The 24,040-nt window shown below is 73.0% G+C and carries 22 protein-coding genes and 2 pseudogenes; 7 read left to right on the forward strand and 17 right to left on the reverse strand.

Annotated elements, in window-relative coordinates; genetic code table 11:
* Positions 1 to 151 precede the first annotated feature (151 nt).
* From ACSU53_RS14545 to ACSU53_RS14555, 3 genes are all read right to left on the reverse strand, one after another.
* A complete protein-coding gene (locus tag ACSU53_RS14545) occupies positions 152 to 502 on the reverse strand; it encodes a helix-turn-helix domain-containing protein (RefSeq protein WP_437027917.1) in 351 nt (116 codons plus the stop codon).
* A 9-nt stretch (positions 503 to 511) separates the two neighbouring features.
* On the reverse strand, positions 512 to 898 hold the full coding sequence (locus ACSU53_RS14550) for a type II toxin-antitoxin system RelE/ParE family toxin (protein ID WP_437033205.1): 387 nt from the start codon (positions 896 to 898) through the stop codon (positions 512 to 514).
* 734 nt (positions 899 to 1,632) lie between these two features.
* On the reverse strand, positions 1,633 to 1,908 hold the full coding sequence (locus ACSU53_RS14555; RefSeq protein ID WP_437027919.1) for a hypothetical protein: 276 nt from the start codon (positions 1,906 to 1,908) through the stop codon (positions 1,633 to 1,635).
* Between ACSU53_RS14555 and ACSU53_RS14560 the strand changes: the two are divergent.
* The 3 genes and pseudogenes from ACSU53_RS14560 to ACSU53_RS14570 all read left to right on the forward strand — a co-directional run.
* Positions 1,838 to 2,293, forward strand: a pseudogene (locus tag ACSU53_RS14560) (MFS transporter); the annotation flags it as partial. The gene ACSU53_RS14555 and the pseudogene ACSU53_RS14560 overlap by 71 nt on opposite strands.
* Before the next feature lie 206 nt (positions 2,294 to 2,499).
* Complete coding sequence (locus ACSU53_RS14565; protein WP_437027921.1) at positions 2,500 to 3,174, forward strand: alpha/beta hydrolase fold domain-containing protein; 675 nt, start codon at positions 2,500 to 2,502, stop codon at positions 3,172 to 3,174.
* A complete protein-coding gene (locus ACSU53_RS14570) occupies positions 3,171 to 3,653 on the forward strand; it encodes a hypothetical protein (protein ID WP_437027922.1) in 483 nt (160 codons plus the stop codon). Before ACSU53_RS14565 ends, ACSU53_RS14570 begins: the two co-directional genes overlap by 4 nt.
* Here ACSU53_RS14570 and ACSU53_RS14575 read toward each other — a convergent pair.
* The 5 genes and pseudogenes from ACSU53_RS14575 to ACSU53_RS14595 all read right to left on the reverse strand — a co-directional run bounded on the left by ACSU53_RS14575 (position 3,565) and on the right by ACSU53_RS14595 (position 6,254).
* Positions 3,565 to 4,008 (reverse strand): PIN domain-containing protein, encoded by a 444-nt coding sequence (locus tag ACSU53_RS14575; RefSeq protein ID WP_437027924.1) that lies wholly within the window; start codon positions 4,006 to 4,008, stop codon positions 3,565 to 3,567. The genes ACSU53_RS14570 and ACSU53_RS14575 overlap by 89 nt on opposite strands.
* Positions 4,005 to 4,271, reverse strand: a complete 267-nt coding sequence (locus ACSU53_RS14580) for a CopG family transcriptional regulator (protein ID WP_437027926.1) — start codon at positions 4,269 to 4,271, stop codon at positions 4,005 to 4,007. Before ACSU53_RS14580 ends, ACSU53_RS14575 begins: the two co-directional genes overlap by 4 nt.
* Before the next feature lie 311 nt (positions 4,272 to 4,582).
* A complete protein-coding gene (locus ACSU53_RS14585) occupies positions 4,583 to 5,284 on the reverse strand; it encodes a response regulator (protein ID WP_437027928.1) in 702 nt (233 codons plus the stop codon).
* A gap of 83 nt (positions 5,285 to 5,367) precedes the next feature.
* Positions 5,368 to 5,804 (reverse strand): annotated as a pseudogene (locus ACSU53_RS14590) (ATP-binding cassette domain-containing protein); the annotation flags it as partial.
* Between the two features lie 276 nt (positions 5,805 to 6,080).
* Positions 6,081 to 6,254 (reverse strand): CsbD family protein, encoded by a 174-nt coding sequence (locus ACSU53_RS14595; RefSeq protein WP_437027930.1) that lies wholly within the window; start codon positions 6,252 to 6,254, stop codon positions 6,081 to 6,083.
* A 264-nt stretch (positions 6,255 to 6,518) separates the two neighbouring features.
* On the opposite strand from ACSU53_RS14595, the gene ACSU53_RS14600 reads away from it, so the two are divergent.
* A complete protein-coding gene (locus ACSU53_RS14600; protein ID WP_437027932.1) occupies positions 6,519 to 6,734 on the forward strand; it encodes a hypothetical protein in 216 nt (71 codons plus the stop codon).
* 426 nt (positions 6,735 to 7,160) lie between these two features.
* A complete protein-coding gene (locus tag ACSU53_RS14605) occupies positions 7,161 to 7,994 on the forward strand; it encodes a PIG-L family deacetylase (protein ID WP_437027934.1) in 834 nt (277 codons plus the stop codon).
* Between the two features lie 216 nt (positions 7,995 to 8,210).
* On the opposite strand, the gene ACSU53_RS14610 is transcribed toward ACSU53_RS14605, so the two are convergent.
* From ACSU53_RS14610 to ACSU53_RS14625, 4 genes are all read right to left on the reverse strand, one after another.
* On the reverse strand, positions 8,211 to 10,847 hold the full coding sequence (locus ACSU53_RS14610; protein WP_437027936.1) for an SCO7613 C-terminal domain-containing membrane protein: 2,637 nt from the start codon (positions 10,845 to 10,847) through the stop codon (positions 8,211 to 8,213).
* 159 nt (positions 10,848 to 11,006) lie between these two features.
* Positions 11,007 to 11,810 carry a hypothetical protein gene (locus ACSU53_RS14615; protein WP_437027938.1) on the reverse strand — a complete coding sequence of 268 codons (804 nt, stop codon included), beginning with the start codon at positions 11,808 to 11,810 and terminating at the stop codon, positions 11,007 to 11,009.
* 246 nt (positions 11,811 to 12,056) lie between these two features.
* The gene (ppk2, locus tag ACSU53_RS14620; protein ID WP_437027940.1) at positions 12,057 to 13,013 is read right to left on the reverse strand and encodes a polyphosphate kinase 2; all 957 of its coding nucleotides are present in this window, start codon (positions 13,011 to 13,013) and stop codon (positions 12,057 to 12,059) included.
* Positions 13,014 to 13,046: 33 nt separating this feature from the next.
* Positions 13,047 to 13,289, reverse strand: a complete 243-nt coding sequence (locus ACSU53_RS14625; protein ID WP_437027942.1) for a DUF6411 family protein — start codon at positions 13,287 to 13,289, stop codon at positions 13,047 to 13,049.
* Positions 13,290 to 13,994: 705 nt separating this feature from the next.
* Here ACSU53_RS14625 and ACSU53_RS14630 point away from each other — a divergent pair.
* On the forward strand, positions 13,995 to 14,282 hold the full coding sequence (locus tag ACSU53_RS14630; RefSeq protein WP_437027944.1) for a DUF4190 domain-containing protein: 288 nt from the start codon (positions 13,995 to 13,997) through the stop codon (positions 14,280 to 14,282).
* Between the two features lie 371 nt (positions 14,283 to 14,653).
* Here ACSU53_RS14630 and ACSU53_RS14635 read toward each other — a convergent pair whose 3' ends face one another.
* Positions 14,654 to 16,777 (reverse strand): TerD family protein, encoded by a 2,124-nt coding sequence (locus tag ACSU53_RS14635; RefSeq protein ID WP_437027945.1) that lies wholly within the window; start codon positions 16,775 to 16,777, stop codon positions 14,654 to 14,656.
* A 454-nt stretch (positions 16,778 to 17,231) separates the two neighbouring features.
* Between ACSU53_RS14635 and ACSU53_RS14640 the strand changes: the two genes are divergently transcribed.
* Complete coding sequence (locus tag ACSU53_RS14640) at positions 17,232 to 17,597, forward strand: hypothetical protein (protein ID WP_437027947.1); 366 nt, start codon at positions 17,232 to 17,234, stop codon at positions 17,595 to 17,597.
* 28 nt (positions 17,598 to 17,625) lie between these two features.
* Here ACSU53_RS14640 and ACSU53_RS14645 read toward each other — a convergent pair whose 3' ends face one another.
* From ACSU53_RS14645 to ACSU53_RS14660, 4 genes are all read right to left on the reverse strand, one after another.
* A complete protein-coding gene (locus ACSU53_RS14645) occupies positions 17,626 to 18,936 on the reverse strand; it encodes a DUF5933 domain-containing protein (RefSeq protein WP_437027949.1) in 1,311 nt (436 codons plus the stop codon).
* A 1,045-nt stretch (positions 18,937 to 19,981) separates the two neighbouring features.
* Entirely contained in the window at positions 19,982 to 20,233 is a 252-nt protein-coding gene (locus ACSU53_RS14650; RefSeq protein ID WP_437027951.1) for an SCO4225 family membrane protein, read from the reverse strand.
* A gap of 273 nt (positions 20,234 to 20,506) precedes the next feature.
* Complete coding sequence (locus tag ACSU53_RS14655; protein ID WP_437027953.1) at positions 20,507 to 21,187, reverse strand: response regulator; 681 nt, start codon at positions 21,185 to 21,187, stop codon at positions 20,507 to 20,509.
* Complete coding sequence (locus ACSU53_RS14660; RefSeq protein ID WP_437027955.1) at positions 21,184 to 23,925, reverse strand: histidine kinase; 2,742 nt, start codon at positions 23,923 to 23,925, stop codon at positions 21,184 to 21,186. The genes ACSU53_RS14655 and ACSU53_RS14660 overlap by 4 nt, the downstream gene beginning before the upstream one ends.
* Between the last annotated feature and the right edge of the window lie 115 nt (positions 23,926 to 24,040).

Genomic DNA, 24,040 nt, shown 5'->3' on the forward strand with positions numbered 1-24,040 from the left:
CCACTGCTCCTCGCGCCAGTGCACGCCGCTGACCTGCGGTTTCACGTCAAGCTATGCAAGATCGAACGGGGAGAGCCCTCAGCCTGATGTTCCCCGGAAAACGCTGCCGGACGGTGCGTCGCATGCGCCGCACACAAAGCTTTCGGGCCGGCTACGCCGCCGCACTGCCCTGATCACCGCTTGCCGGCATCCGCAGCGTGTGATCACCGAAGTCGGCAACCAAGTCCAACCTGCCACCGAGCGCTTCGACGTAACGTGCGATGACATCGAGAGTGGCGCCCTCGCCGTGCTCGATCTGGGACACGCGAGCGATGCTCACACCCATACGGGCAGCCACATCTCTCTGGGCCAGCCCGTACTGCTTGCGCGTCTCAGCGAGTTGATGACCACGGGCTTCCGCCAGCAGTCGACGTGAACCGGCTTCCACCTCAGCGGGATCCACACCGGCCGAGTACAGCTCCTGCTCCAGGGTGTCCCAGTCCTGCGGGGTCTTCTTGGGCATGCCTACTCCTCAGTCCTCCGTGTCACCGGTGTAGTCGCGGTAGAGCTGTTCAGCCAGAGGAATGTTGTCGCGGTACCAGCGCTCCCAGTTTCCTGCCTTGTCTCCCCCGAGGAGTAGCAGGGCTGAACGAGTCGGATCAAAGGCGAAAATGATCCGAATCTCGGACCGGCCACCTGACCCCGGCCTCAGCTCCTTGAGGTGATGCAGTTCCGATCCCTTCAGCCGGTCCACGAGGGGACGCCCCAGGGTGGGGCCTGCGTCACGCAGAGCGGCAACGGCCTGGGCGACCTGGGAGGCAGAACCGAGATTCTCCTTGATCAGCTGCCTGAACCATTCCGCGTACTCATCGGTGACCTTGATCGCCCAGCTCAAGACGGCTCCCCTCGACACCGACATCATGAGTTTAAGGTTTTCCTTAAACAGCGGCAAGCCGACTGTTCCGGCGTTGACCCCACCAACAGGGCTCTCATGAACCACCACTCCGGGTGGGAGGTCCTGAATCCTCACCACACTCAGAAGCTCACGCCACGCGCGAACAATGGCACCCACGTCCATCAGGAGTGCTCGCACTTGGTGGAGCAGCACGCGGATCACCAACAGTCCCGCGACGGCGCCGCATCCTGCGGTGATCCACTCCATCGGGCTGCCTCCTCACCTCGGGCAGCAGGGTCCTCACGTTGAGGACTGAGTCTTCACCTGGAGAGGTAAATCTCTCGATCTCGAGTCGCGGTATCTCGCCGCGCTCGCCACCTTGGGTACCAGGCTGCCCGCCGTGGAGATCGAAGTCTGCAGCGTAAAACCGGCTTTTTGTGATCTCCCGAGCCAGTGCAGAGGATCGGCATCCATGTGCAGTCGTGACGACTTCCCTCAGCCGGCCTACGTGCCGACGAGCCCCGAGCACAGAGAAGGCGACGCAGGGACGACACTCCTCCACCTCGCGACCCGTGCCCACAGCGTGCCCTTCAGAGCGGTCAACTACGGTCAACAGCGGTGCCACCAGTCCCTCACTCCTACCGCAGCACAACGAATCTGCCCAGGTCAGCAGCCATACAGCCACGCAAGCGCCATGGCTCTCCAAGCTGAGAGGGCGAGTTCGATTCTCGTCACCCGCTCCACATAGGACCCCCAGGTCATAGGGCCGGGGATTCTTTGTTGCCCAGGCCGATCGGCAGTGCGCGCATCACAACCGCACCATTACTGACCTTCACAGCGTGACGCCTCAAGGGGTGCCAGCCCCCACATGACGGCATCACGCATTCGAGGTCAGTAGAGAGCACGCGAAGGTGCACATCGGCCGGGCTTCCGCCACTGGGCGCCCCTGTCCGGGGCTCCTGCGGCACGGTCGTCGGCGGCACCATCGCCCCGAAGGTCATCGGGAAGATCGGCAGCAAGTCGGCGCTGATCACCGGCGGCATTCTGCAGACCGTCTTCACGGCCGCGCTGCTCGGCCTCGGCGACGACCGATCGTGGATGTGGCTGCTGCTGATCAGCACCTTCGCCGGTGGGGTCGGAAACATGCTCGTCATCGTGGGCTTCATGGTCACCGCCACCTCGGGACTCGCCGAACACGAACAGGGTCTGGCCACCGGCCTCGCCACCATGACCCAGCAGGTCGGCATCACCATGGGCACGCCGATCATGAGTGCCGTCGCCACCGCCGCCATGACCGGCGCCGGAGCCTCGGCCATCCTCGGCGGTCTGAAGGTCGCGATCGCGGTGAACGCCGCCATCGTGCTCCTCGGCACCCTCACCAGCGCTCTGTTCCTGCGCACGCGGTCGAGTGCGCAGTGACAGCGGGCGGTACGAGCCGCCGGGCGCCGGCCGGGCGCCCTCCACCGCCTTGCGCCCCGACGCCGGGCAGCGCGAGGAGACCCGCTGGGCAGGCCGGTGGCTCGACGCCGGGACTCACCACATTCCGCTACGGGTCCACCGGCCCGGCCCGAACCCCTGCGGCTGGCTGGTCTGGGCGCACGGCGGCAGCTGGCATGGGGGGGTCCGTGGAGCACTGGCATGAACCGGTCGCGGACCTCGCCCGGGTGTCGGGCTGCACGGTGGTCAGCACCGGATACCGCCTGGCACCCCGCCACCGGCACCCGGCGCAGCACGATGACGTGCTGACCGCGCTCTCGTGGGCCGAACAGCAGGCTGAGCCCGGCGAGCCGGTCGTGGTCGGGGGCGACAGCGCGGGCGGCACCATCGCCGCCTGCGCGGCCTTCGCCCGGCGCGACCGGGGTGAACCGCTCGCCGCCCAGGTGCTGGCCTACCCACCGCTCGACCCCGACTGCGCCGCCCCCTCCTACACGCGTGTGCCGGGAGTGTTCCCCGCAGCCGAGGACCTGCGGCAGGCGTGGCGGCGGTACCGCGGGGCGAACGGCACCGTCGTACGAGACGACCAGCGGCTGCACAGCACCCCGCTGGAGGCCGGGCGACTCTACGGGCTGGCCCCGGCCATCCTCGCCGTCGGGGATCTCGATCCGGTCGCCGACGACGTCACGGGGTACGCGCGGCGGCTGCAAGCGGCGGGGAACGACGTACGTCTGCGGGTGTTCCCCCGTACCCCGCACGCCGTCTTCCTCAGCGCCGACGGCTCCCACCCTCATGACCCTCCCCTGGGGCACTGGCTCGGCACGGCGCTGTGCGACCGGCTGCGGCCACGGAAGGAGACAGCATGACCACCGAGGCACCGGACACCACCGGCCTCCCGCACATCGAGGTGCTGGCCCGGCACTTCGCCGACCTGCGCGACGGCACCCACGGCGAGGGCGGCGACACCGTGTCCCGCCTCGGCAAGGAGCAGCACTTCCGACGGGCCGTCGAACTGCTCCACCCGTACGCCGTGCAGGTCCTCGACGCGTTCGACGCCACTCTGTTCCTCGGCACGGGCAAGGTCGACGCGGCCGGGGTCCGACGCACCCGGGACACCGGCCTCGCAGCGTCCTGGACGCTGTCCTGGCGTCCGGCGCGGTCGGGACTGGCCACGTTCGATCTCGATCAGCAGCGGCTGTGGATGGATTACCACCGGATCGTCATGGCCGAGGACCGTAAGGTCGGCTCTCGTCGTATCAGAGCGGGAGGTCGTCGGGGAGTACCCGGAACGCCTTGTGATGACCCAAGGGGCGTACGGCCCGGAAGTCACGTCGGTCGAGGGTGAGGATCGCGTCCGTGTCGTAGTCGGCGGCGAGGGCCACGTTGACCGCGTCGGCGAGGTCGAGGTCCAGCGCACGGTAGCGCACACGGACGGCCTGTGCGGTGCCCAGGTGGCCCTCCGTGATCTCCGGCATGACGACACGCCCCCGACCCATCCAACGCCGGAGGTCGTCGACCGCGCCGAGGGCGGCCGCCCTGCCGAGCTCACGCGTGGCAACGTGATCCAGCTCGGCCAGCAGCAACGGAGACATGACCAGAAGGCCGGCCGCCATGATCGCCTCGTTCGCCGCCTGGTGTTCCGGGTGAGACGAGTCCAGGGCCGCCAGGAGACCGGACGTGTCGGCGATGACAATGATCACGCGGCGGTTCCGGAACCCGAGTCGGCCTCCCGGCGGACGGCGTCGGCCACCGCGTCACGGACCTCCGCCCGGGAGAGGGTGCGACCCGTCCCCTCGAAGGTGCGCGAGAACAGCGGCTCGTCCCAGACCCTGTTCGCCATGGCCGCGAGGTGGATGCCCTGGCGGATGATCTCGGCCTCGCTGATCCCCCGGCGCTTCGCGGCCTCCTTGATGATCGCCAGATCCTCGGGGTCGGCGTATACGTTCGTGCGCTTCATAGACATGTACCAAGGGTAGTCCATGTACCTGCTCAACACACGCGGATGCCTCTCTCGTCACCCGCTCCATGAGAAGGGCCCAGGACACAGACCTGGGCCCTTCTGCTGTTCACGGTGATCATTCACCGCGTGCCGGATCCGTGCAGGAAAACTCGGCCTCCCGGGCGGCAGCCCGGGCCTTCCGGACGGTCGCGTCGAGGCCGGCGACGACCTCTTGCTGGCGCTCCTCGTTGGAGTGCGGGTGGATCAGCGAGGCCCGGCCGCCTGCTGCCGCCCGGCCCGGAAGCACGGTCAGCGGGGGCCGACGCTCGCGGTGCTCAGTCGCCGGGGCTGACGAGTCCGGTCTCGTATCCGATGATCACGAGTTGGACGCGGTCGCGGGCGTTCAGCTTGCCGAGGATGCGGCTGACGTGTGTCTTCGCCGTGAGCGGCGACATGTAGAGCGACTCGCCGATCTCGGAGTTGGTCTTGCCCCGTGCGACCTCGGCGAGTACTTCGCGTTCGCGCTCGCTCAGGAGATCGAGAGGACTGGAGTCGCCGGGACGGAAGACCGGTCGGCGCACGACATCGGCGACCAACCGCTTGGCCATCGCCGGGGAGATGAGGACGTCACCGTCGGCGGCGGCGGCGATGGCCTCGAGCAGGAGTCGCGGCGGGGTGTCCTTGAGCAGGAAACCGGAGGCACCGACTCTGAGCGCCTCGTAGACGTACTCGTCGAGCGCGAAGGTGGTGAGCACGATCACCTTGGTGGCGCTGAGCCGTTCGTCGCCGCAGATCGCTCGCGTCGCGTCGAGCCCGTCCATGCGAGGCATGCGGATGTCCATCAGCACGACGTCGGGGCGTGTCCGCCAGGTCTCGGTGATCGCCTGTGCGCCGTCGCCGACCTCACCGACGACCTCGATGCCGGGTTCGTTGGTGAGCAGGGCCGCGAACCCGCGGCGCACCAACTCCTGGTCGTCGGCGAGCAGCACGCGGATGTCGCGCCTCGCCACGGCAGGCCCGTCGAGCCGAGGGGTCATGCCTGCTACCCGCCGGGCAGGTGGTACGGCACGAACGCGTGCACGGCGAACCCGCCGTCGTCGGTGGGTCCGGCGTGGACGGTGCCACCGAGGAGCTCCGCCCGCTCGCGGATCGCGACCAGGCCACGACCTGATCGAGCACGTCACCGCTCGGCCGGCGGCCCGACAGGGTCAACGGCAGGCAGATGTTCTCCTCGGCCGTGAGGGTCCGCACGAGATTGAACGCCTGGAACACGAACCCGATCCGTTCTCGGCGCAGCCTGGTCAGTTCGCGGTCGCCGAGGGTCGACAGATCGGTGTCGCCGAGAAAGGCACGGCCCGACGTCAGTCGGTCCAGCCCGGCGGCGCAGTGCATCATCGTCGACTTTCCCGAACCCGACGGGCCCATCACAGCGGTGAACTTCCCCGCCGGGAACGCGAGGGTGACGTCGTCGAGAGCGGCGACGGCCGACTGGCCGGAGCCGTACCGCTTGACGGCGCCGACGAGCCTGGCCGCAGCGTCATCCGCGTGGGACGACAGCGCGCTCCCGGACTGCCCATCGACGACCGGGGGATCCGGATGTGGGGACACGAGACCTCCGATGAGTGGTTGGTGTCCACCACGATGCTGACGGCCGTCGGCGGCCTGCATCCCTCCACAAGAGGTGCCGCGTACTCTCACGGGACTACAGGAGCGACAGGGCGCCCGTGCCTGCCGCAGCACCTTGCCGCTCCCGGACGCCGGTGTCCGTTCCCACCAGAGAGGGGCCGTCCCGGATCGGCCCGGGACGGCCCCTCTGCTGCGCTTACGGCCAGGTCAGGGCTTGAAGGCGTCCTTGCCCTTCTCCTTGGCTTCGCGGGCGTCTCCCGTGCTCTTCCTGGTCTGCCCCTCGGCGGCCATGCGGTCGTTGCCGACGGCCTTCCCCAGGGCCTTCTCCGCCTTGCCCCGGGCCTGCTCGATCTTCGCCTTGGCCTTCTCGTCGGCACTCATGGGTCGCCTCCTCGTGGTCGCCATCGCTGCTTCGAGTGACACACACGTGCCCGCGGCCTTCACCGACAAACCAGACGTCACCGGCGATCAAGGGCACCGGAAGCTCCCGGGCCGAGGGCGTCGGCCCGGCTCCCGGCTCCTCGTTCGGCGGAGAAACAGCCGGGTCAGCGGCCCGGATCCCGGCGTCCGCCGCCGGTTTCCGTCCCTTGCGGTCCTCGGACGGGGAGGTGTCGTCGCCCCGCTCGCCTCCTCGTCGGGCTGCTGATGGGCCGCTCGGGCACGCTGGCCCAGACCGCCTACGCCTGGCCGGCCCTCGTCGTCTGCGCAGCGGCCGGTGGCCTCGCCTCCCTCGCGGTCGTCACCGCCCGGACCCTCGCCCTGGCTCTCCGCCTCCGGCACGCCCGTTACGGGGGCCGGGACGAGGAGGCCGCCGCACCACTCGACGCGACGGGGGAGCACGCAACCCTCCGCCCCGCCTGACGCCGGTGCCCGCCACCAGGAGGACGGGCCGCGGTGGGCGGATGACGGGTGGCGGGAGGAGGTGCGCGCCCGGGCGGGGGCCGGTGTGCGACAGGTGCGCGGCGGGTGTGTGAGGGACGAGCGGTGCAGTGCGCGTGCGGTGCGAGCGGTGGTGGGTGGGCGGGTGAGCCGGCCCGGTGGTCCGTTGGTGCGGGAGCGCCGGTGTGCGCCGGTGCGAGGCCGACGGGCGACGAGCGGCCGCACCGGGAACAGCCGCTCCCGGTGGCGCTGTTGCACCGACCGAGGTGCCGGAGCCGCCGGAACGGGGGGCGGGAGCGGGGGAGCAGCGATCGTCCGCACCGCCGGTCCGGGGCGCGGCACCGGGTACGCCCGCGCGCTGTGCGCACCACGACGATGTCGACGTTACGTCCCTGGAGGACTGTTCTGATGGCTGACCGGCCCCTGACGCTCATGGCAGTGCACGCCCACCCCGACGACGAGGCCACCGGAACGGGAGGGGTCCTCGCCCGGTACGCGGCGGAGGGCGTCCGCACGGTTCTGGTGACGTGTACCGACGGGGGGTGCGGTGACGGGCCGGGGGGCGTGAAGCCGGGTGATCCCGGGCACGATCCGGCGGCGGTCGCCGCGATGCGCCGTAGGGAACTGGAGGCGAGCTGCGACGTCCTGGGGGTGGGCGAGCTGGAGATGCTGGGGTACGCCGACTCGGGGATGATGGGCTGGCCGAGCAACGACGCCCCCGGATCCTTCTGGCGGACCCCGGTGGAGGACGGCGCCGCCCGGCTCGCGGACCTCATGCGGCACTACCGGCCCGATGTGGTCGTCACCTACGACGAGAACGGTTTCTACGGTCATCCCGACCATATCCAGGCCCACCGCATCACGATGGCGGCGCTGGAGATGACCGAGCTGACGCCGAAGGTCTACTGGACCACGATGCCCCACTCGGGGCTGCGGCGGTTCGGCGAGGCGATGCGCGAGTTCCAGGAGGACCTGCCGGAGCCGGATCCCGCCGAGGCGGACGCCATGGCCGACATCGGCCTGCCCGACGACGAGGTCACCACCTGGGTGGACACCACGGCGTTCAGCGGTCAGAAATTCGACGCGCTGGCCGCGCACGCCAGTCAGGGCGAGAACATCTTCTTCCTCAAGATGGGCAAGGAGCGGTTCACCGAGTTGATGGGCGTGGAGACCTTCGTACGGGTCCAGGACCCGACCGGCGCCCCCGTGCCCGAGAACGACCTCTTCGCCGGACTGCGCTGACCGGTCCGACCGGCCGGCCCCGCCGAGGGGTGCGGCCGGGACGGCTCGTGGGCGGCCCGCCCCGTCGGCCGTACCGGCCCGCGCATGCGCCGTGACCGCCCGCGCCGCCGGGCCGCCGTGACCGCTCCACGGCCGTGGCCGCCCGCGCCGCCGTGCCCGCTCCAGCGCCGTGACCAGCTCCACCACCGTGGCCGCCTGCGCCGCCGTGGCCGGTCCTCAGCGCATCCGTCCCAGTGCCTCCCGTGCGCGCCGGGCGTCCCGGATGCGCTGTTCGTAGGTCGCCCCCACGACGAGCAGCAGCAGTCCGGCGAGCGCGGGGGGCAGCCAGCGCGGGAGGACGCCGGCCAGCTGGACCAGGTAGGGGGCGAGTTCGTGCAGGGCGTCCAGCACGAGCACGCCGCTGCCGAGGACGAGCGGGGCCTGGAGGCGGTGACGAGCGCCGAGCAGGGTGACGGCGAGGGCCGCCGTGCCGAGCAGCAGAGGGCGCTGCCAGTCCGCGTCGGCCCACGCGGCGAGCAGGCTCGGCACGAGCGTGGCCGAGAGGCCGGGGCCGTAGGCCGACCACGAGGAGGCTTGCGGGTCCCGGCGGCGCCGCAGGAAGCCCACGACCAGCGCCGGGACGGTCACCGGCAGGGTGTACGCCTCGGGGGTGCTCACGCCCCACGCCCCGAGCCGCACCCAGGTGGCCAGCAGGAACAGCGCGGCGGCCACGTACCCGGCCTGGCGTCGGTCCGCGCGCACGGCGGTGCCCGCGGCGATCACTGCGCACAGGGCCAGGACGAGCGCCAGCACCGGCGGATCGGTGACGGCCAGCCCGACGGCCAGGACGCCGGCGCAGGCACCCGTGGCCTCGACCGGGACGGCGGCGCGCGGGATCCGTGCGGCCAGCAGGGCCGCGGCGGCCGGGACGGTGAGGACGAGCAGGGCGGTGTGCGCGGGCGGCCACTCGGCGGCGGCGCCCACCGCGCAGGCCAGGCCGGCGGCACCGGCCAGCGACGCGCTCGCGCAGACAGCGGTCAGACGCCGGTGACCGGCGGCCACCGCGAAGACGGCCGTCAGCGCGGCCAGCACGGTCAGGGTCGCGGGCCGGGAGGCGAGCGAGAGGAGTGCCAGGCTCCCGGCGGTGACCAGGGAGAGGGGGACGGCGGTGAGGGTCGGCTGCGGGCGACGGGTGGACACCGCGGCGGCCAGGACGGCAACGGCCGTCACCCCCTGCGCGACGAGGCCGGCGGTGTACGGCAGGTGCCATGCGGCCGGGATGATGAGCGCGCTCGCCCAGGCCAGCACCAGGGCCGCGTGCACGGCGACGGCCGGTGCCTGGTCACGCCAGGCCATGGTGGTGGCGGTGGGGCCTGTGGTGTGCGCGGTGTGCATGGTGTCCGCGGGGCCGCCGACGGGGCCGGTCGCGGCGGTCGCAGCGGTCGCAGCGGTGGTCGTGCCGGCGTCGGTCGTGGACGTGTCCGCAGTGCCGGTGTCGGTCGTGCCGGCGTCGGTCGTGCCGGAGAACAGCGTCCCGGAGAACAGCGTCCCGGAGGACGACGCACCGGTGTCCGCGGCGCGGGTACCGGTCGCGCCGGTGTCCGCCGTCGCCGCTCGGGTCACGCCGGCCAGGAGCACGGCGGCGACCGCCACCGCCGCCGGCACCAGCGGCGCGGACGCCGCGTCGGCCGGCCAGGGCGCCCAGACCGTCACCGCGTCGCGCAGGTGCGACGGCGCCCCGGCCCAGACCTGCGCGGTCCAGCCGACCGGACCGAGCAGCGCCACCAGGACCAGGGGCAGCGTCCACAGCACCGCCAGGCCCTGAACGGCCGCCGACGCCCCGAGGATGCCGCGCCGCACGGGGTCGGGGAGTGGCGCACGCAGAGCGGCGAGCAGCGCGAAGCCGCAGGCCAGATAGCCGGGGACCGTCCACACGCCGGGCAGCGACGCCCGCAGGACACCGCCGAGCGCCGCGACCAGCAGCAGTCCGCCGGCCGCCGCGGCGCCGGTGGCGAGGCCCCGCTGCGGGACGCGCCACGCCGCGTACAGCGCGAGGGCCGCCGCGAAGGCGAGCAGCGCGGCCGAACGGGCGACGGCACCCGGGCCGGCGGCCTCCCAGGAGAGCACGCAGGCCGCCGGCACGCCCCAGCCGCCCGCCCCGTACACGCCGACGGAGGCGGCGACGCGCAGGTGCTTCGTGGGCGTCCGGAGGGTGACGACCGTGTCGAACGCCGCCGTGAGCAGCAGTGCGGCCGTCGACGCGTGCGGACCGGCGTCGACTGCCACCGCCCCCAGGAGGAGGGGGAACTGGGCGGCGGCCAGTGCGGCGACGAACGGGAGGCGCAGCGGACCCACCTCGCGGCCGTACGCCCACCACGTCCCGGCCAGGACGGCCGCCGCGACGGCCGCGTACGCCGTGCCGTCCACGGTGGTCAGCGCGGCCTCGTGCAGCGCGTACGCGTCGAGCACGGTCAGCGCCAGGCCGAGGCCGGCCACCGTCTCCGCCGTCGAACGCAGCCCGCGCTTCAGCAGGAGCACGGGGGCGGCGAGTGCCGCCATGGTGACCGTCGCGAGCACCAGGGACCGTCCGACGATGCCCATGTCACCCCAGCTGACCAGGGTGAACGCGATCGCTGCGACGGTCAGCAGGATGCCGCCGAGGCCGAGGAGCACGTTCTGCACCCGGGGCGCGGTGGTCTCGGGCCGCCGGGGCGCCGTCGGCGGAGCGGCCGGCGGCACCGGCGGCACGGCCGCATGCAGCAGACGGATCAGCTGGGCCCGACGGGCCAGCAACTGCGCTCTGCGGGCGTCGAGTTGCCACAGCTCCGCGTCGAGGATCCGCAACTCCTCGGCGGGTGGCGGTACATGGGTCATGGCGTGGAGTGTGGCGCGCGTCACGACCACGCAGCATGAGTGGGCGTACTCAGGTCCGTACTCAGATCGCACGGGACGGCGGGGCACGGCCTGCCTGCCGGTTCGGCGCGGCAGCAGAGGGCCACGCCGCACCGCCGGTACGGGGACGGCGCGTCGGCTTCAGTGCACGTCGAAGACGTGGCCGTGCTCCGCGTCCGCGGGGCAGACGAAGATCCGGAGGTCCCCCCATCGGCCGACGCAGATGTTCGTGGTGTCGTCGCTGGCGATGGTGAAGAGGAGGTCCATCGGGATGCCGCACGCGGGGCAGTCGACCTGCCCGGGTCCGGTGAGATGCCAGCTGGGCCAGCCGCCGAACTTGCAGCCCGCCACCCGCGTGATGAGGTCGCCGTGGTCGTCGTGCCGGGTGGCCTCCACCAGTCGTGCCACGTCCCGCTCGATGTCGTCCGGCAGGCATTCCGGGTAGGGGAAGTCGGTCAGCGGCACCGAGGTGAGCAGGCAGGGGGCGGGGGAGAAACCGTCGTCCGGGTCCGCCTGACGGGTGGGGCGGGGCGGGGCGTGCGGCGTCGCGGGCAGGTCGGCCGTCCGCCGCCAGCGGACCTCGACGACCGGGTTGGCGTCCGCCTGCGGGGCCGGGGGGTCCCCGTGCTCGTTGGGGCACCAGAGGACCTGGAACACGTCCGCGTCCTCGGGCCACCAGTCGCCCGGAGCGTCCCGGCGGAAGACCTGGATCACCGGGATCATCGCCGACGCCGGCTGCCCGTCCGTACTCAGGGCGTCCGGCACCGAGCAGACCGGCCACGGCTCGTCCGCCGGCCAGAGCAGCGGCCCGGCGACGGAACTGTCGTGAGGGCCCGGGGATCCGGGCGTCGGATGCAGCAGCACCGCCGGACGGGCGTAGGGGGCCAGGGCGGGTACGTCGGAGAGGATGGCCTCGGCGGTGGGTCTGGTGGAGTACGGAAGCATGCGCGGAACGGTAACGCCCTGCTCGGAGCACGGCGAAGGCTGACTGCCGGGAAGCCGGGCGCACACCGTACGTCTCGGTGCGGAGGGCTGTCGTGGCGCCCCCACCCCTTCCGGCTCCGCTTCCGGCTTCCCACCCCTGGCCCCCGCGTCCGGCCCCTGGCCCCGCCGGGTCACGCTGCCCCCGGGGGCACCGGGTCCTCGCGGTCCTGCGCTGTCCGGAGTCGTAGAGGGGGCAGGGGGCGTCAGTCAGTCGGTGTCCGGGTGGTTGCCCGGGCCGTCGGCGCCGGGCGACAGCGGCGTGGGGGACAGCTCGGTGTCCTCCTCGCCCGGTTCCAGCAGGGTGTCGGCGGCCCCCACGATGAGCGGGTCGGGGGTGCCGACCGCCTCCTCGTCCTTGCTGGCGTAGTCGATGCGCGACAGCAGGCTGCGCATGGTTTCCAGGCGGGCCCGCCGCTTGTCGTTGCTCTTCACGACGGTCCACGGGGCGTGGACCGTGTCCGTGGCGCGGAACATGTCGACCTTGGCCTCGGTGTACTCGTCCCAGAGGTCCAGGGACGCCAGGTCGGTCGGCGACAGTTTCCACTGGCGCACCGGGTCGACCTGCCGGATGGCGAAGCGGGTGCGCTGCTCGGAGCGGGAGACGGAGAACCAGAGCTTCACCAGCAGGATGCCGTCGTCGACCAGCATCCGTTCGAAGGTCGGGCACTGGTCGAGGAACAGTTCGTACTGGTCCTTGGTGCAGTAGCCCATCACGCGCTCCACGCCGGCCCGGTTGTACCAGGAGCGGTCGAAGAAGACGATCTCCCCGGCCGTCGGCAGGTGCGCGATGTACCGCTGGAAGTACCACTGCCCCTGTTCGCGCTCGGTGGGCTTGTCCAGGGCGACCACGCGGGCGCCGCGCGGGTTCATCCGCTCGGTGAGCCGCTGGATGGTGCCGCCCTTGCCCGCGGCGTCCCGTCCCTCGCACACCACGACCAGGCGGGCGCCCGTGTCCTTGACCCACCGCTGGAGCTTGAGGAGCTCGATCTGCAGGACGCGTTTGGTCCGTTCGTACTCCTTGCGGCCGACCTTGCGGTCGTACGGGTGGTTCTCCTGCCACGTCCGGATGGGACGTCCGTCGGCGTCCAGCACGATCGGCTGCTCGCGCCGCCGCTTGTCGACCGTGAGCCCGTCCAGCAGCTTGTCCGCGTCCTCGGCGTTCATCGTCCGGTTCCTCTGCTCGGTCCGACGGGCCCGTCAGAAGGGCATGCGGCCACGGGAGCGGCGGCCTGCCGAACCGCTGCGGCTCACCGCACGCGAACTGGTGTGGAACGGCTTGCTGAGAAGGCGGCCGAGGGGCCCGGGCGCCTTGCCGCCGGCCCGCGCGCCGGCGCCGAGTGTGCGCTGGGTGCCGCGCTCGGGGTGACGGGAGAGACGGGGGACGAGGAAGGCCAGGACGGCCAGGACCACGCATACGGCGATGACGGCGACGACGACCATGATCAGCTCCCTTCGCTGGTGAACGGACTACAGGTGCCCCGTCCGGCTCCCACCATGTGGGGCGACGGCGATGCGGCTGACGGCGACGCGGCTGACGGCCGGGTCCGGGTCCGGGTCCGGGTCCGGAGGGCCGAGGGTGGGGGCTTCCTCACGGTGCCGGCCGAGCGGGACGTGGCCCGGTCACGCTCGGCCGGCACCCGCGGGGAGGGAGGACGGGTGAGGGAGCCGGGAAACGGGGCATCCGGGGAACCGGGCATCCGGGAAACCGGGAAACCGGGAAACCGGGAAACCGGGGACCAGTGATCAGGGCCTCCGGAGATCCGGGCAACCGTGACACGAGGCGCCCGGAGCCGAGGGCGGGAGCCCTGAACCGGGGGGCCGCGGCTGAGGACCAAGCGGCCGGAGCCTCCCCGGAACAGGTCCCCGGAGCAGCGGATGAGCCGGAAGCGGAGGGCCTGGCCGAGCGGCTCAGGGAGCGGGAGCCGGGGCCGGGGCCGCGGTGGGGACGAGGGCCGGGGCCGAGGCATCGGGCGACGCCGGGGCGGACAACCGGAACCCGGCGTTCCCGACGAGGGGCGCCGCATCTGACACGTCGTAGACATGGCAAGGCCGAGCCGGGGCATTCGGGGATTGCAGACGTTTCACAACAAATACACGCGAAGTGCGGCTCGTTGGAGCCGCACGACCGACAACCGGGAGCGAATCATGACGAGTTACGGCGGTTCTCCTGCTGCTTCCTCCAGGTCGCGCACCAACGGCCTGGCGATCGCGAGCCTCTGCTGCGGCATCGTCGGTCTCTTCATCCTGAACGTCGTCCTCGGCCCCCTGGCGATCATCTTCGGCGCCATCGCCCACCGTCAGGCCGGGGCGAAGGGCGGGGCCGGGATGGCGAAGGCGGGCATCATCCTCGGTATCGTCTCCGTGGTGCTGTGGCTCGTGCTCCTGGCCGTCGCCGCCAGCAGCGGCGGCTTCAGCTGGTACGTGGGCGGCTGACCCAGGGGATCAGGGCGCGACGCGCCAGGGCGGCGCAGCGCCGCCCGGACCGCCATCGGGAACGGGGCATGCGCCCTTCGGCACCCGCCACTCGACGCACACACACGCACCACAGCACCGGTCACGCAGACGGCCCGTCGGTCACGCCGACGGGCCGTGCCCGTCCCCGACCGGTGCCGACGCGTCCACACGTCCACACGTCCAAGCGTCCGCACGTCCGCACGTCGGCACGTCCGCACGTCGACGCGCCGACGCGAACAGGTGGGGACAGCTCCGGGCGAGGCCGGGACTGCGGGCTCCCCAGGCGCCCGCCGGCGGACCGCCGTGGCTCACCGCCGTCGTCGCGGGGGCGGGGCTCCGGCCCGTCCGGCTCAGGCCGTGGCGCGTTCCGCGGAGGGTGCCCGTCGCGGTGACGCGCCGTCCACGTGGGCCACCACCGTGGCGTAGAAGCGGTGCACGGCGTCGTCGACGCTGCGGATGAAGCCGGTCTCGGCGTTGCCGCGGCTGCTGCCCATCCCCTTGAACAGGGACAGCCGGAAGCCGGTGATCACCGCGCCGTTGCGCGGCAGCAGGTCCGCCGGCTCCGGACGCAGTCGCTCCAGGGTGCCCCGGGGTCCTCCTCCCTCACCGTCCACGAGGGTCTCGATGTGCAGGTCGGCGGGGGCTTCCGCGAGGCGCCGGATGAGCCGCTTCGCCCGGGTGAGGGGGTAGCCCTCCTCGGGCGCCGGGATCTCGATGGACGTGCGGAGCTTGCCGGTGCGCAGGTCGGCGGTGAGGGCGAGGACGCCGGGCGTGCCCTCGATGCGCAGTTCGGCCTGGAGCCGCCCCTCGTTGCAGAGCTGGTCGGCGAGGAGTTCGCGGCGGGCACCGGGGTCGGTTCCGCGCCGGGAGCGCTGCACGGGCAGTACCTTCTGTCCGAGTTCGCCGCCGAGCCGGAGGCAGACCTGGCGGATGAGTCTTTCCCAGCTCTCCACCACTTCGAGCGCACGCGGGTCCCCCTGGCAGAGCGTCTCGTCGTCGATCCCCTTGCGTACGGGGACCCAGGAGGCGCCCATGTTCTGGAAGCCGTGGCACCCCGAGTTGTCGTGCTGCAGGTAGTGCAGCAGTTCCTGCAGCAGCCAGGCGTGGGCGGCGTTGCCCACGCCCTCGTGCCGGATCAGCATGTGGGCCTGGTGGGCCACTTCGGCCCACGACAGGTGCCAGAGGGCCACCTTGTGCTTGCGTCGCCGGTCGATCCGGACGTCGACGAGCGGGCTGCCTTCGAGCGCGACGTCGTTCGACAGGGTGATGACGGCCTCGTAGCCGCGGCGGGCGGCGATGTCCATGTACGCCTGCACCTGATCGGCCTTGAGCGCGTTCCCGTTGGTCTTCGTCTCGACCAGAGCCGTCCAGAGTTTGCCCGCCCGCTCGACCCGGATCACCCCGTCGGGCCTCCGGGGGCTGTCACCGTGCGGCAGCGTGACCTCGGTGAAGGTCTCCATCCGGCCCGCGGGCGCCCCGAACGCCGCGGTGAGCCGCCGGCCGAACTCCGGGATCTGGGTCATGACCGACAGGAGCACCGACGTGGCCCGGGTCTCGCGGTCCCGGTCGCTGCGGAGCGCGGACACCGGGAAGAGCCTGGACTCCCTCCACGAATCGTTGTCCGCCAGGGACTTCCTGGCCATCTTGGGCACGGTGACCTTCTTCTTGGCCGTACGGGGACGGCGCTTCGGCTCGGGTGCCGCGGCAGTGGGCCCGTCCGGTTTCCGGGGCGCCGGAATGGCCTCCAGGGTCGAGGGCACCGCGCGATCGGCCACCGGCGCCGGCGGGTGGGACGTCCGCGGCGGGGCACCGTCCGCCGGGGCCGGGCCCTCCCGCCCCTCCCGCTCTTGTCGTTCCCGCTGCTCCCGCTGTTCCTGTTCTTCCTGCGCCTCCTGCCGCTCCGCCTCCGCTGCTTCCTCGGTGGCCGCGTCGTCGTCGACGTCGACCCCGAAGTCGGTGGCCAGTCCTGCCAGGCCGGTGGCGTAACCCTGGCCGACCGCTCGCAGCTTCCAGTCGCCGTGGCGCCGGTACAGCTCACCGAAGATGAAGGCGCTGACCGAGCCGGTGTCCCCGATCGCGAACCGGAGCAGGCCCTCCCCCGAGCCGTCGGCCAGCGTCAGCAACAGGTCGTCCAGGTCCCCGAAATGGGCCCCGCCGTAGCGGCTCGCGGCGATCACGATCCGCTCGATGTCGGCGGGGATCGCGGTCAGGTCGAACCCGATCCGGTCCATGCTGCCGTCGCCCGTGGGCGTCTTGCCCAGGAGTTGCACGCTCCCGTCCGCGGCGACCGGATTGTTGTAGAAGTAGAAGTCCGCATCGCTGCGCACCTTGCCGTTCCCGTCCAGCAGCAGGACCGAGACGTCCGCGTCCCCCTCGCCCGTCGGACTGGCCCAGCTCAGACTGACGATCACAGAATCGGCGCTGTCGCTGAGCGCCGCCAGACCTACGTTCGCGCCCTTGATCAGTTCGTACATATCCCCCACCCCGATGGCGCCGTGGGACACGCGGCCGTCTCACCGCCCCTCGGGCGCCCCTTGTGACGCACCACACACTCGATGCACATGGCACCTTAGTACGCAACCGACACACTCCGGGGCGGACTTGGCAGAATGACCCGACGTCGGGACGCAGCACCGGCCGTTCCCGGCACCCGACATCGGGACGCACCACCGACCGATCCCGGCACCGGACGCCGGACACCGGGCGCGGGACACCGACACCGGGCGCGGGACGCACAGAGGCAGGACGCGCGCACGGGCACAGGGGCAGGGCCGCGCACGGGCGCCGGCAGCGCCGCATCCCCGGGTCCTCGGTCACCCACCGAGGTCGGCGAGCCGCCACTCCCGGCGCCGCCCTCCGCGTCACTCACCCCGCGTCGGACGGCGTGCGGAACCGCCTGTTCCCCGAGACCTCGGGCACACGCCGTTCATGACGCTCGCACACATCTACCCCGACGACCCCACGACCTGGGGTGCCTACGTCTGCGTCATCGCCCTCTACGCGCTCGCCCGCCGGCTGTTCGTCCGACGGCGGGACCGGCACGAGGGCACGGAACACGCCGGACGCGTACCGCTTCCCGGGGAGAACGGGCCCAGCGCGGTGGCGTGGGGCGCGTTCCGTTCCTACCGCCAGTTTGTCGGCTACGCCGGCAGTGCCGTCGTCGTCGCGTTGGTCCTGACGACGACGGGTGGGACGCTCCGGCTCGTCCTCGTGTGCACCGTCGTCCCGCTGCTGGTCGTCGCGCTCGCCTTCCTCGACGTCCGGCTGGAGGGGAAGGGGCGCCGGCCCGCCTGACCACACCGGCAGGACCGGCCCCCGCCGCTCAGGCCGGTTCCGGTTGCGCCTCCGGCCGGGGGACCGGCGCCGGGCCGGCGGATTCCCAGGCCGTGCTGGTGCGGACGAAGCAGATGACGACCGAGCCCGTCGCCAGGAGCAGCAACGGGCCCGCCAGCCAGGGGTGCTGGGCCATGGGCAGGGCCAGGTGGCGGTAGGACAGCAGGAGCGCGGCGAGGACGGTGGCGCCGTGGGCGACCAGGTGCACGCCCGGGCGCTGCCAGCCGGTGTCGTGGGCGCGCAGCGCGGCCTCGACGGTGAGGACGAAGACCACGCCGGCGAGGAGGTCCACGCCGTAGTGGTAGCCGAAGCCCAGGGTGGCGGTGAGGGTGGCCACGAGCCAGAACGTGCCCGCGTGGCGCAGCAGGCGCGGGCCCCTGCGGGTGTGGAGGAAGATCGCGGTGGCCCAGGCCGTGTGGAGGCTGGGCATGCAGTTGCGGGGGGTGATCTCGTCGAACGGCATGGGGTGCGGGACGCCGACCGGAGGCAGCGTCTCCGGCCACAGGTGGGCCACCGCGAGGTGCCCGCTGGACGGGATGCTCTCGGCCCACAGGCTGACGGAGGCCCAGTACTCGGTGCCGGTGCCGTAGGCGAAGAGCGGCCCGACGACCGGGAAGACCATGTAGAAGGCCGGTCCCAGCAGGCCGATGACCAGGAAGCTGCGCACCAGGTGGTGCCGGGGGAAGCGGCGTTCCGTCGCCACGCCGCGCAGCTGGTACAGCGCGACCAGGACCGCCGCCACCGCGAGTTGGCCGTAGACGACGTCGAGGACGTTGAAGCCGAGGGATCCGGTGGCCGCCACGATGCGGCCCACCACCCACGACGGCTGCCCCAGCGCGTGGTCCGCCGTCGCCACGTACTGGTCGAGCACCATCGGGCGGCTCTTGGAGGTGATCAGCAGCCAGGTGTCGCCGGTCTTCCGGCCGGCCACCAGGAGCAGGCCCAGGCCGACGCCCTTGAGCATCAGCAGGCGTTCCGGCCCCGTGCGACGGGTCAGCGCGACGACCGCGCAGCCGAGGATCACCCACAGCGCGCCGTTCCCGAAGGGGTGCCCGCCGCCCGCTTCGATGCCGGCCGCCCAGCGGACCAGGAGGAACGTGAGGTCGATGCCGACCGCGGCGGCGATCGCGATCAGCCGCTGCCGCCACGTGAGGACCACCATCGTCAGCGCCATGGCGGCGTACAGCAGACCGCCCGACTTGGGGGCGTGGACGACTTCCCGGACCTGGTGCGTGAGCGGACCCGGCACCCCGTAGCCGCGCGCGGTGAACTCCAGGGCGACAAGGAACCCGAGGGTCACGGCCCCGGCCGCGGCCCAGAGTGCCGTCCGGAGGGGACGGCGCCGCGCAGGGGAGGTGGGTCTCTCGGGTGCGCGCGGCCCGGGCACCGGGTCCTGCGGTGGTATGTGTGTCACGTCACGGCTGCTTCGGTAGGTGGTGGTCGTGTCGGGCTGAGCGCGTCCTGCGCGGGCCGGCCGGAGCCGCTTCCCGTCCGGCCGCCCCGTTCCCGCCTTCTCCTGCTGAACCGCCTCCCTGTCCCCTCCTGACGTCACCGCACGTCACCGCGTCACGTCAGGTGCTGCCACGTCACGTGACGTGACGTGACGTCGCGTGGGTGAGGGCGGTCCGTCGAAACAAGACGGGCGCGGGACGGCCGGGGTTGCCCGGGGACGGGCCTCGGACGCCGGTGGTCGGACGGCCCGCGGCGGACCCGGGGGCGGACCCCCGGGGCGGAGGCCGCTTGCCGGGCACCGCGTCCGGGTGCCGGTGCCGGTTGCCGGGCCCTAGGGACCGGTGTCAGCGGGGGCGTGGCCGCGGGCGGGGAGCGGCGCGCGCCTGTGCCGTAAAGGCCGTTCCGCCGGTGTCACCGCTCCGCAGCGGGCCGGCCGGCGTGGGGTGCTCATGGTTCCCGCCGTTCCACCGCGTCCCGGTCGCTGCCGACCGGTGCGGCTCTCGTCGCCCCGCCCACGTTCGTCCCCCTCGGTCCGCCCCCGCACGCCGTCCGTGCCGTGGATGTCCACCGCGGGCGGTCGGCGCCGCCGTCGGAGGCTCCGTCGAAGGCTCCGTCGCCCCACCCGCTCGCGCTGAGCGAAGCACAGGGTATCTGTGCAGGTCAATACCGTTCTGGGCGCTTCCTGGGGCGGGACGGCCGGCGTCACCTCGTGCGGCTCCCGGAGGTCGCTGGTGCGGCTCTCGGAGGTCGGGGGAAGGAAGGCCACAGGCGTCTGCCCGGCCGTTGCGGCCGGTGCGACGTCCCGCCCCTGCCCCCGACCACCACCCCGCGACCGATCCGGCCAGCCGAGCGCCCCGCGGCCGACCCACGCCCGGGCCATCCCCTGTCGACGCCTACCGCTGCCCGGCGCTGCCACGGCGCAGCGCGCGGGTGCACCAGCCGATGACCGCGGCGTTCATTCCCGCGCCGAGGGCGCAGGCGACGAAGGCCGAGGCCACGTGGTCGGGGAGGAACAGGACGACGAAGCTGCCGGGAGCCGTGGCGAGGAGCGGTATCACGCCCGCCATGGACTCGCCCGAGTCGTCGGTCGCGCTCACCACGACCGCCCACACCAGCAGGACGACACAGACCACGAGGTAGGCCACGCCCACGACTCCGACGTGGCCGACGAATCGGCGGTGCAGCGGCGGGCGGCCCGGCGCCGGCGAAGCAGAAGCCGAAGCAGAGGACGAAGAAGCGGAGGAAGAAGGGGAGGAAGAGGACGAGGACGAGGGCAAGTTCATGGGAGGGCTCCTGGTGTGGACGGGCGCTCGGAGACGAGCGCCGGGAGGGTCGAGTCAGGCGCTCGGAGACGGGCGCGGGTGGGACGGATCCGGCGCCGAGAGGTGCGCGCCGGGTGGGTGGGACGGATCAGGCGCTCAGAGATGGGCGCCGGGTGGGTTGGGGCGGGTGAGGCCGAGGTCGTAGGCGAGGATCGTGGCCTGCACGCGGTCCCGCAGGCCGAGCTTGCGAAGCACCGCGTTGACGTGCGATTTCACGGTGCCGACCGTGATGCCGAGGTGCTCGGCGATCTCCGCGTTGGTGAGGCCGGAGGCGACGAGGGTCAGGACGGTGCGCTGACTGCCGGTGAGCCGGTCGAGGTCGGGTGTGCTGCCCACCGGTGCCGCGGCGGACGGTCCGGAGGCGTAGTGGCCGATGAGTCTGCGGGTGGCGGACGGGGCCAGCACGCTCTCGCCGGACGCCACCACCCGGATCCCCTGGAGCAGTTCGGCGGGGTGGACGTCCTTGAGCAGGAATCCCGAGGCGCCGGCGCGCAGGGCGTCGAAGACGTAGGCGTCGAGGTCGAAGGTGGTCAGGACGAGGATCTTGGGCGCGTTCTCCCGTCCGGTGATGATGCGGGTGGCGGCGATGCCGTCCAGTTCGGGCATGCGGACGTCCATGACGACCACGTCCGGGGCGAGTTCCTCGGTGAGCCGTACCGCGGCGGCGCCGTTGGCGGCCTCTCCGACGACCGTCATGTCGTCCTCGGCGTCGATGACGGCGGCGAACCCCGCCCGCACGATGCCCTGGTCGTCGACGACCAGCACCTTGAGGCTCATCGCTCCCCCTTCTCCTCGTCCGCCGCGGTCGTCAGGGGCAGCCGGACGCGGACGGTCCCCGGCGGGCCGCTGCTCAGTGTGCCGCCGAGCGCGGAGACCCGGGGGGACAGGCGGTCCCGTACGGCCGCGTCCGCGACGGCGGGCATGCCCGTGGCCGTGAGCGTCAACGCGTGCTCGTCCGCGTCGATGTCGAGCAGGGCGGGTTCCTCCTGCTCCTCCCCGCCGGCCGCGAGCAGGGTCTCGGCGACGTGGTAGGCGGTCAGGTCGACGGCCGTGGGCAGGCGTGCGGGCACGCGCTCCGCCAGCCGAATGCCGACGTCGCGACCGGTGGCCCGGAGCTGCTGGGCGAGCAGGTCGAGGGCCTGGAGGGTCGGCTGGGGGCGAAGGTCCCGTCCGGTCTCGTCCTGCCGGACCGTGTCGAGCAGGGCGCGCATCGCGGCGAGGGCCTCGCGGGCCCGCTCGACGGTCTCCTCCAGCCGGCCCGCCTCCGCCTCGGTGATCATGTCGGCGGTGCGGGAGAAGACGGTGGTCTCCAGTCCGGCGGCGATGCGGCTGCGTTCGGCCCACGCGTCACGGACGGCCTCCTCCGTCCAGCCGGCGAGACGCTCCTCCCGGTGGCCGCGCTCGGCCCGGTCGCGCCGTCCGTGTGCGGCGCCGGCCCGGAGCGCCCCGGTGACCGGCAGGGCGACCAGCACCGCCGCGGCGAGGGCGACGAGGGCGACCAGGACGGGGGCGGGGAGGTCCCGGGTGACCGGGAGGGCGTCCCGGACCGGCGCGGTGCCCCGGTCCAGGACCGCCACCACCGCCGCCGCCGTGTGCGCGGTGACAGCCGCCACCGCCGCCGTGTGCGCGGCCACGGCCGCCACCGGGCCCGTCCGCCCGGTCCTCCCGCCGATCCTGGCGGGCGCGGCAGGCGTCGCGGACCTCGGCAGCGGGGTGTCCGCGACCCGCACCGCCCCGGGTGTCCCCCCGCCGGCCGCCCCACGGGCCGCGTCCGCCGCCCGCGCGGCGAGCGCCACGCAGGTGGGCAGCAGGCTCACGGCCAGGGGCAGCACCACCGGGCCGGTGTAGTGGCCGGTGGCCATCGCCACCGGCCAGAGCAGTGCGAGCGCCGACAGCGCGCCGAGGGCAGCGCGGGGTGCGCGGCGCAGCCACAGCAGCGCCACCGACTGGGCGGCGGCGAGCAGCGCGAACAGCAGGCCCGCGGAGATCCCCGCCCCGCTCGGCACGTCCTCCGCGCGGATCACCAGCACCGGCAGCAGGGGCTGGACGAGCAGGCCTCCGGCAACCGTGAGCTGCGCCGCCCGGTACTCGCGCGGAACGGAGCGTTCCGCCACGGCGTCGGTCCGTCCGGGCAGGGCCGCGCGCACCTCCCACCCGCCGTCCGCCGTGGGGCCGGTGGACAGCGTGCCGCCCGCCTCCCGCGCCCGCGCCCTCAGGAACCCCTGGCCGCGACCGCCGCCGAGCCCCGCACCGTGGGCCGTCACGCCGGCCGGGGGCGCGGTACTCGTCACCACGACGTCCGTACCGGTGTCGCCGTAGCGGACCCGTACGGTCGTCCGCGCGCCGGGGGCGTAGCGGGCCACGTTGGTCAGCGCCTCGCGCACGATGCCGTACGCGGCGTCCGCGAGGGCACCGTCGGGCAGCGGGTCGATCGTGCAGTCGACCTCCTGGCCCAGGCGCCGGAACCCGGCGACCAGCTCCAGCAGCCGCTCCTCGGGAGAGGGGGCGTCCTCACGGGACGGTGCCGGCGCCCGCACCGCACCGAGCGCGCGGGTGACCTCGCGTCCGGTCTCGGCGGCGAAGTCCAGTGCTTCCCGGGCGAGTTCGGGCCGCCGCTCGCGCAGTCCGAGGGCGGCGCCCGCGGTGACCACCACGGCCGTGAGGTGGTGCGCGCTGACGTCGTGCAACTCCCGCTCCATACGGCGCCGTTCGGCTGCCGGGAGCCGGTGGCGTTCGGCTTCGGCGCGGGTCAGCCGACGTTCGGCCGCCCGGCGCGCCCGGCGCCTGCGCCGTACCAGCAGGCCGGCACCGCAGGCGGCGGCGTACAGCAGCGCCGTCAGGACGAGGTCGAGGCCGTTGCGGTCGCTGATGCGGTGCAGGCTCACCCCGTACAGCAGTTGCCAGACGGCGAGCGTGACGACGCTCAGCACGGCGGTGAACGTGTCGCGTCCGGCCGCCACCGCGAAGAGGGCCAGCGCGACCCCGGCGCTGCCGAGGACCACCGTCGCCCCGGCGGGCAGCGGCCCGGCGCCGAGGGCACAGGCGGCGGCGACCACGACGAGCGCGACCACCGGCCGGCTGCGGCGCAGGGCGAGCGCGGCCGTCACCACTCCGCCGGCCAGAACGGCGACGAGCAGCGCCGACGCGGACGGCACCGTACCGCCGAGCAGCGCCGCGCCGGGCCACACCACCGCCTGGGCGCAGAACAGCAGCGCCGGGAGCAGCCGGTCGCGGACCCGGCCCGGCAGGGACGTCACCACGGACGGCAGCAGAGACGGCAGAAAGGACGGCACCAGGGGCGGCGGAAGGGACGGCCGGGGCTCCCCGGTGGACGGATCGAAGGCGGGCTCGGCGACGGGCTCCCGGCCACCGAGGGGGGCCGGCTCGGCGGCCGGGTCAGGGACGGGACCGACGGCGGGGTCGGCTGCGGTGCCCGGGGCGCTGTCGGGGGTTCCGGTGGACTCCGGACCCGCTGACGTCGCGGCGGGGCGGGCGGGCTTCGGCTCGGGATTCATGGCCCGTCAAAACTATGGCCGCGGGTGCCGGGGGCGACTCCGGCTGGAGGGGGATTCCCGTCTCTTACCTGGGTTACAGGTTCTCTGCCCCTGGTCCCACACGGCCGTCGTCCTC

The organism is Streptomyces sp. enrichment culture (assembly GCF_964273255.1).
GTDB lineage: Bacteria > Actinomycetota > Actinomycetes > Streptomycetales > Streptomycetaceae > Streptomyces.

Excerpts from the sequence above, each read along its gene's own strand:
- ACSU53_RS14655 (WP_437027953.1), bottom strand. The coding sequence starts at position 21,187 with ATGAGCCTCAAGGTGCTGGTCGTCGACGACCAGGGCATCGTGCGGGCG.
- ACSU53_RS14660 (WP_437027955.1), bottom strand. The coding sequence starts at position 23,925 with ATGAATCCCGAGCCGAAGCCCGCCCGCCCCGCCGCGACGTCAGCGGGT.
- ACSU53_RS14585 (WP_437027928.1), bottom strand. The coding sequence starts at position 5,284 with ATGACCCCTCGGCTCGACGGGCCTGCCGTGGCGAGGCGCGACATCCGC.
- ACSU53_RS14600 (WP_437027932.1), top strand. The coding sequence starts at position 6,519 with ATGGGCCGCTCGGGCACGCTGGCCCAGACCGCCTACGCCTGGCCGGCC.
- ACSU53_RS14615 (WP_437027938.1), bottom strand. The coding sequence starts at position 11,810 with ATGCTTCCGTACTCCACCAGACCCACCGCCGAGGCCATCCTCTCCGAC.
- ACSU53_RS14595 (WP_437027930.1), bottom strand. The coding sequence starts at position 6,254 with ATGAGTGCCGACGAGAAGGCCAAGGCGAAGATCGAGCAGGCCCGGGGC.
- ACSU53_RS14630 (WP_437027944.1), top strand. The coding sequence starts at position 13,995 with ATGACGAGTTACGGCGGTTCTCCTGCTGCTTCCTCCAGGTCGCGCACC.
- ACSU53_RS14545 (WP_437027917.1), bottom strand. The coding sequence starts at position 502 with ATGCCCAAGAAGACCCCGCAGGACTGGGACACCCTGGAGCAGGAGCTG.
- ACSU53_RS14570 (WP_437027922.1), top strand. The coding sequence starts at position 3,171 with ATGACCACCGAGGCACCGGACACCACCGGCCTCCCGCACATCGAGGTG.
- ACSU53_RS14580 (WP_437027926.1), bottom strand. The coding sequence starts at position 4,271 with ATGTCTATGAAGCGCACGAACGTATACGCCGACCCCGAGGATCTGGCG.
- ACSU53_RS14625 (WP_437027942.1), bottom strand. The coding sequence starts at position 13,289 with ATGGTCGTCGTCGCCGTCATCGCCGTATGCGTGGTCCTGGCCGTCCTG.
- ACSU53_RS14610 (WP_437027936.1), bottom strand. The coding sequence starts at position 10,847 with ATGACCCATGTACCGCCACCCGCCGAGGAGTTGCGGATCCTCGACGCG.
- ACSU53_RS14635 (WP_437027945.1), bottom strand. The coding sequence starts at position 16,777 with ATGTACGAACTGATCAAGGGCGCGAACGTAGGTCTGGCGGCGCTCAGC.
- ACSU53_RS14640 (WP_437027947.1), top strand. The coding sequence starts at position 17,232 with ATGACGCTCGCACACATCTACCCCGACGACCCCACGACCTGGGGTGCC.
- ACSU53_RS14550 (WP_437033205.1), bottom strand. The coding sequence starts at position 898 with ATGTCGGTGTCGAGGGGAGCCGTCTTGAGCTGGGCGATCAAGGTCACC.
- ACSU53_RS14605 (WP_437027934.1), top strand. The coding sequence starts at position 7,161 with ATGGCTGACCGGCCCCTGACGCTCATGGCAGTGCACGCCCACCCCGAC.
- ppk2 (WP_437027940.1), bottom strand. The coding sequence starts at position 13,013 with ATGAACGCCGAGGACGCGGACAAGCTGCTGGACGGGCTCACGGTCGAC.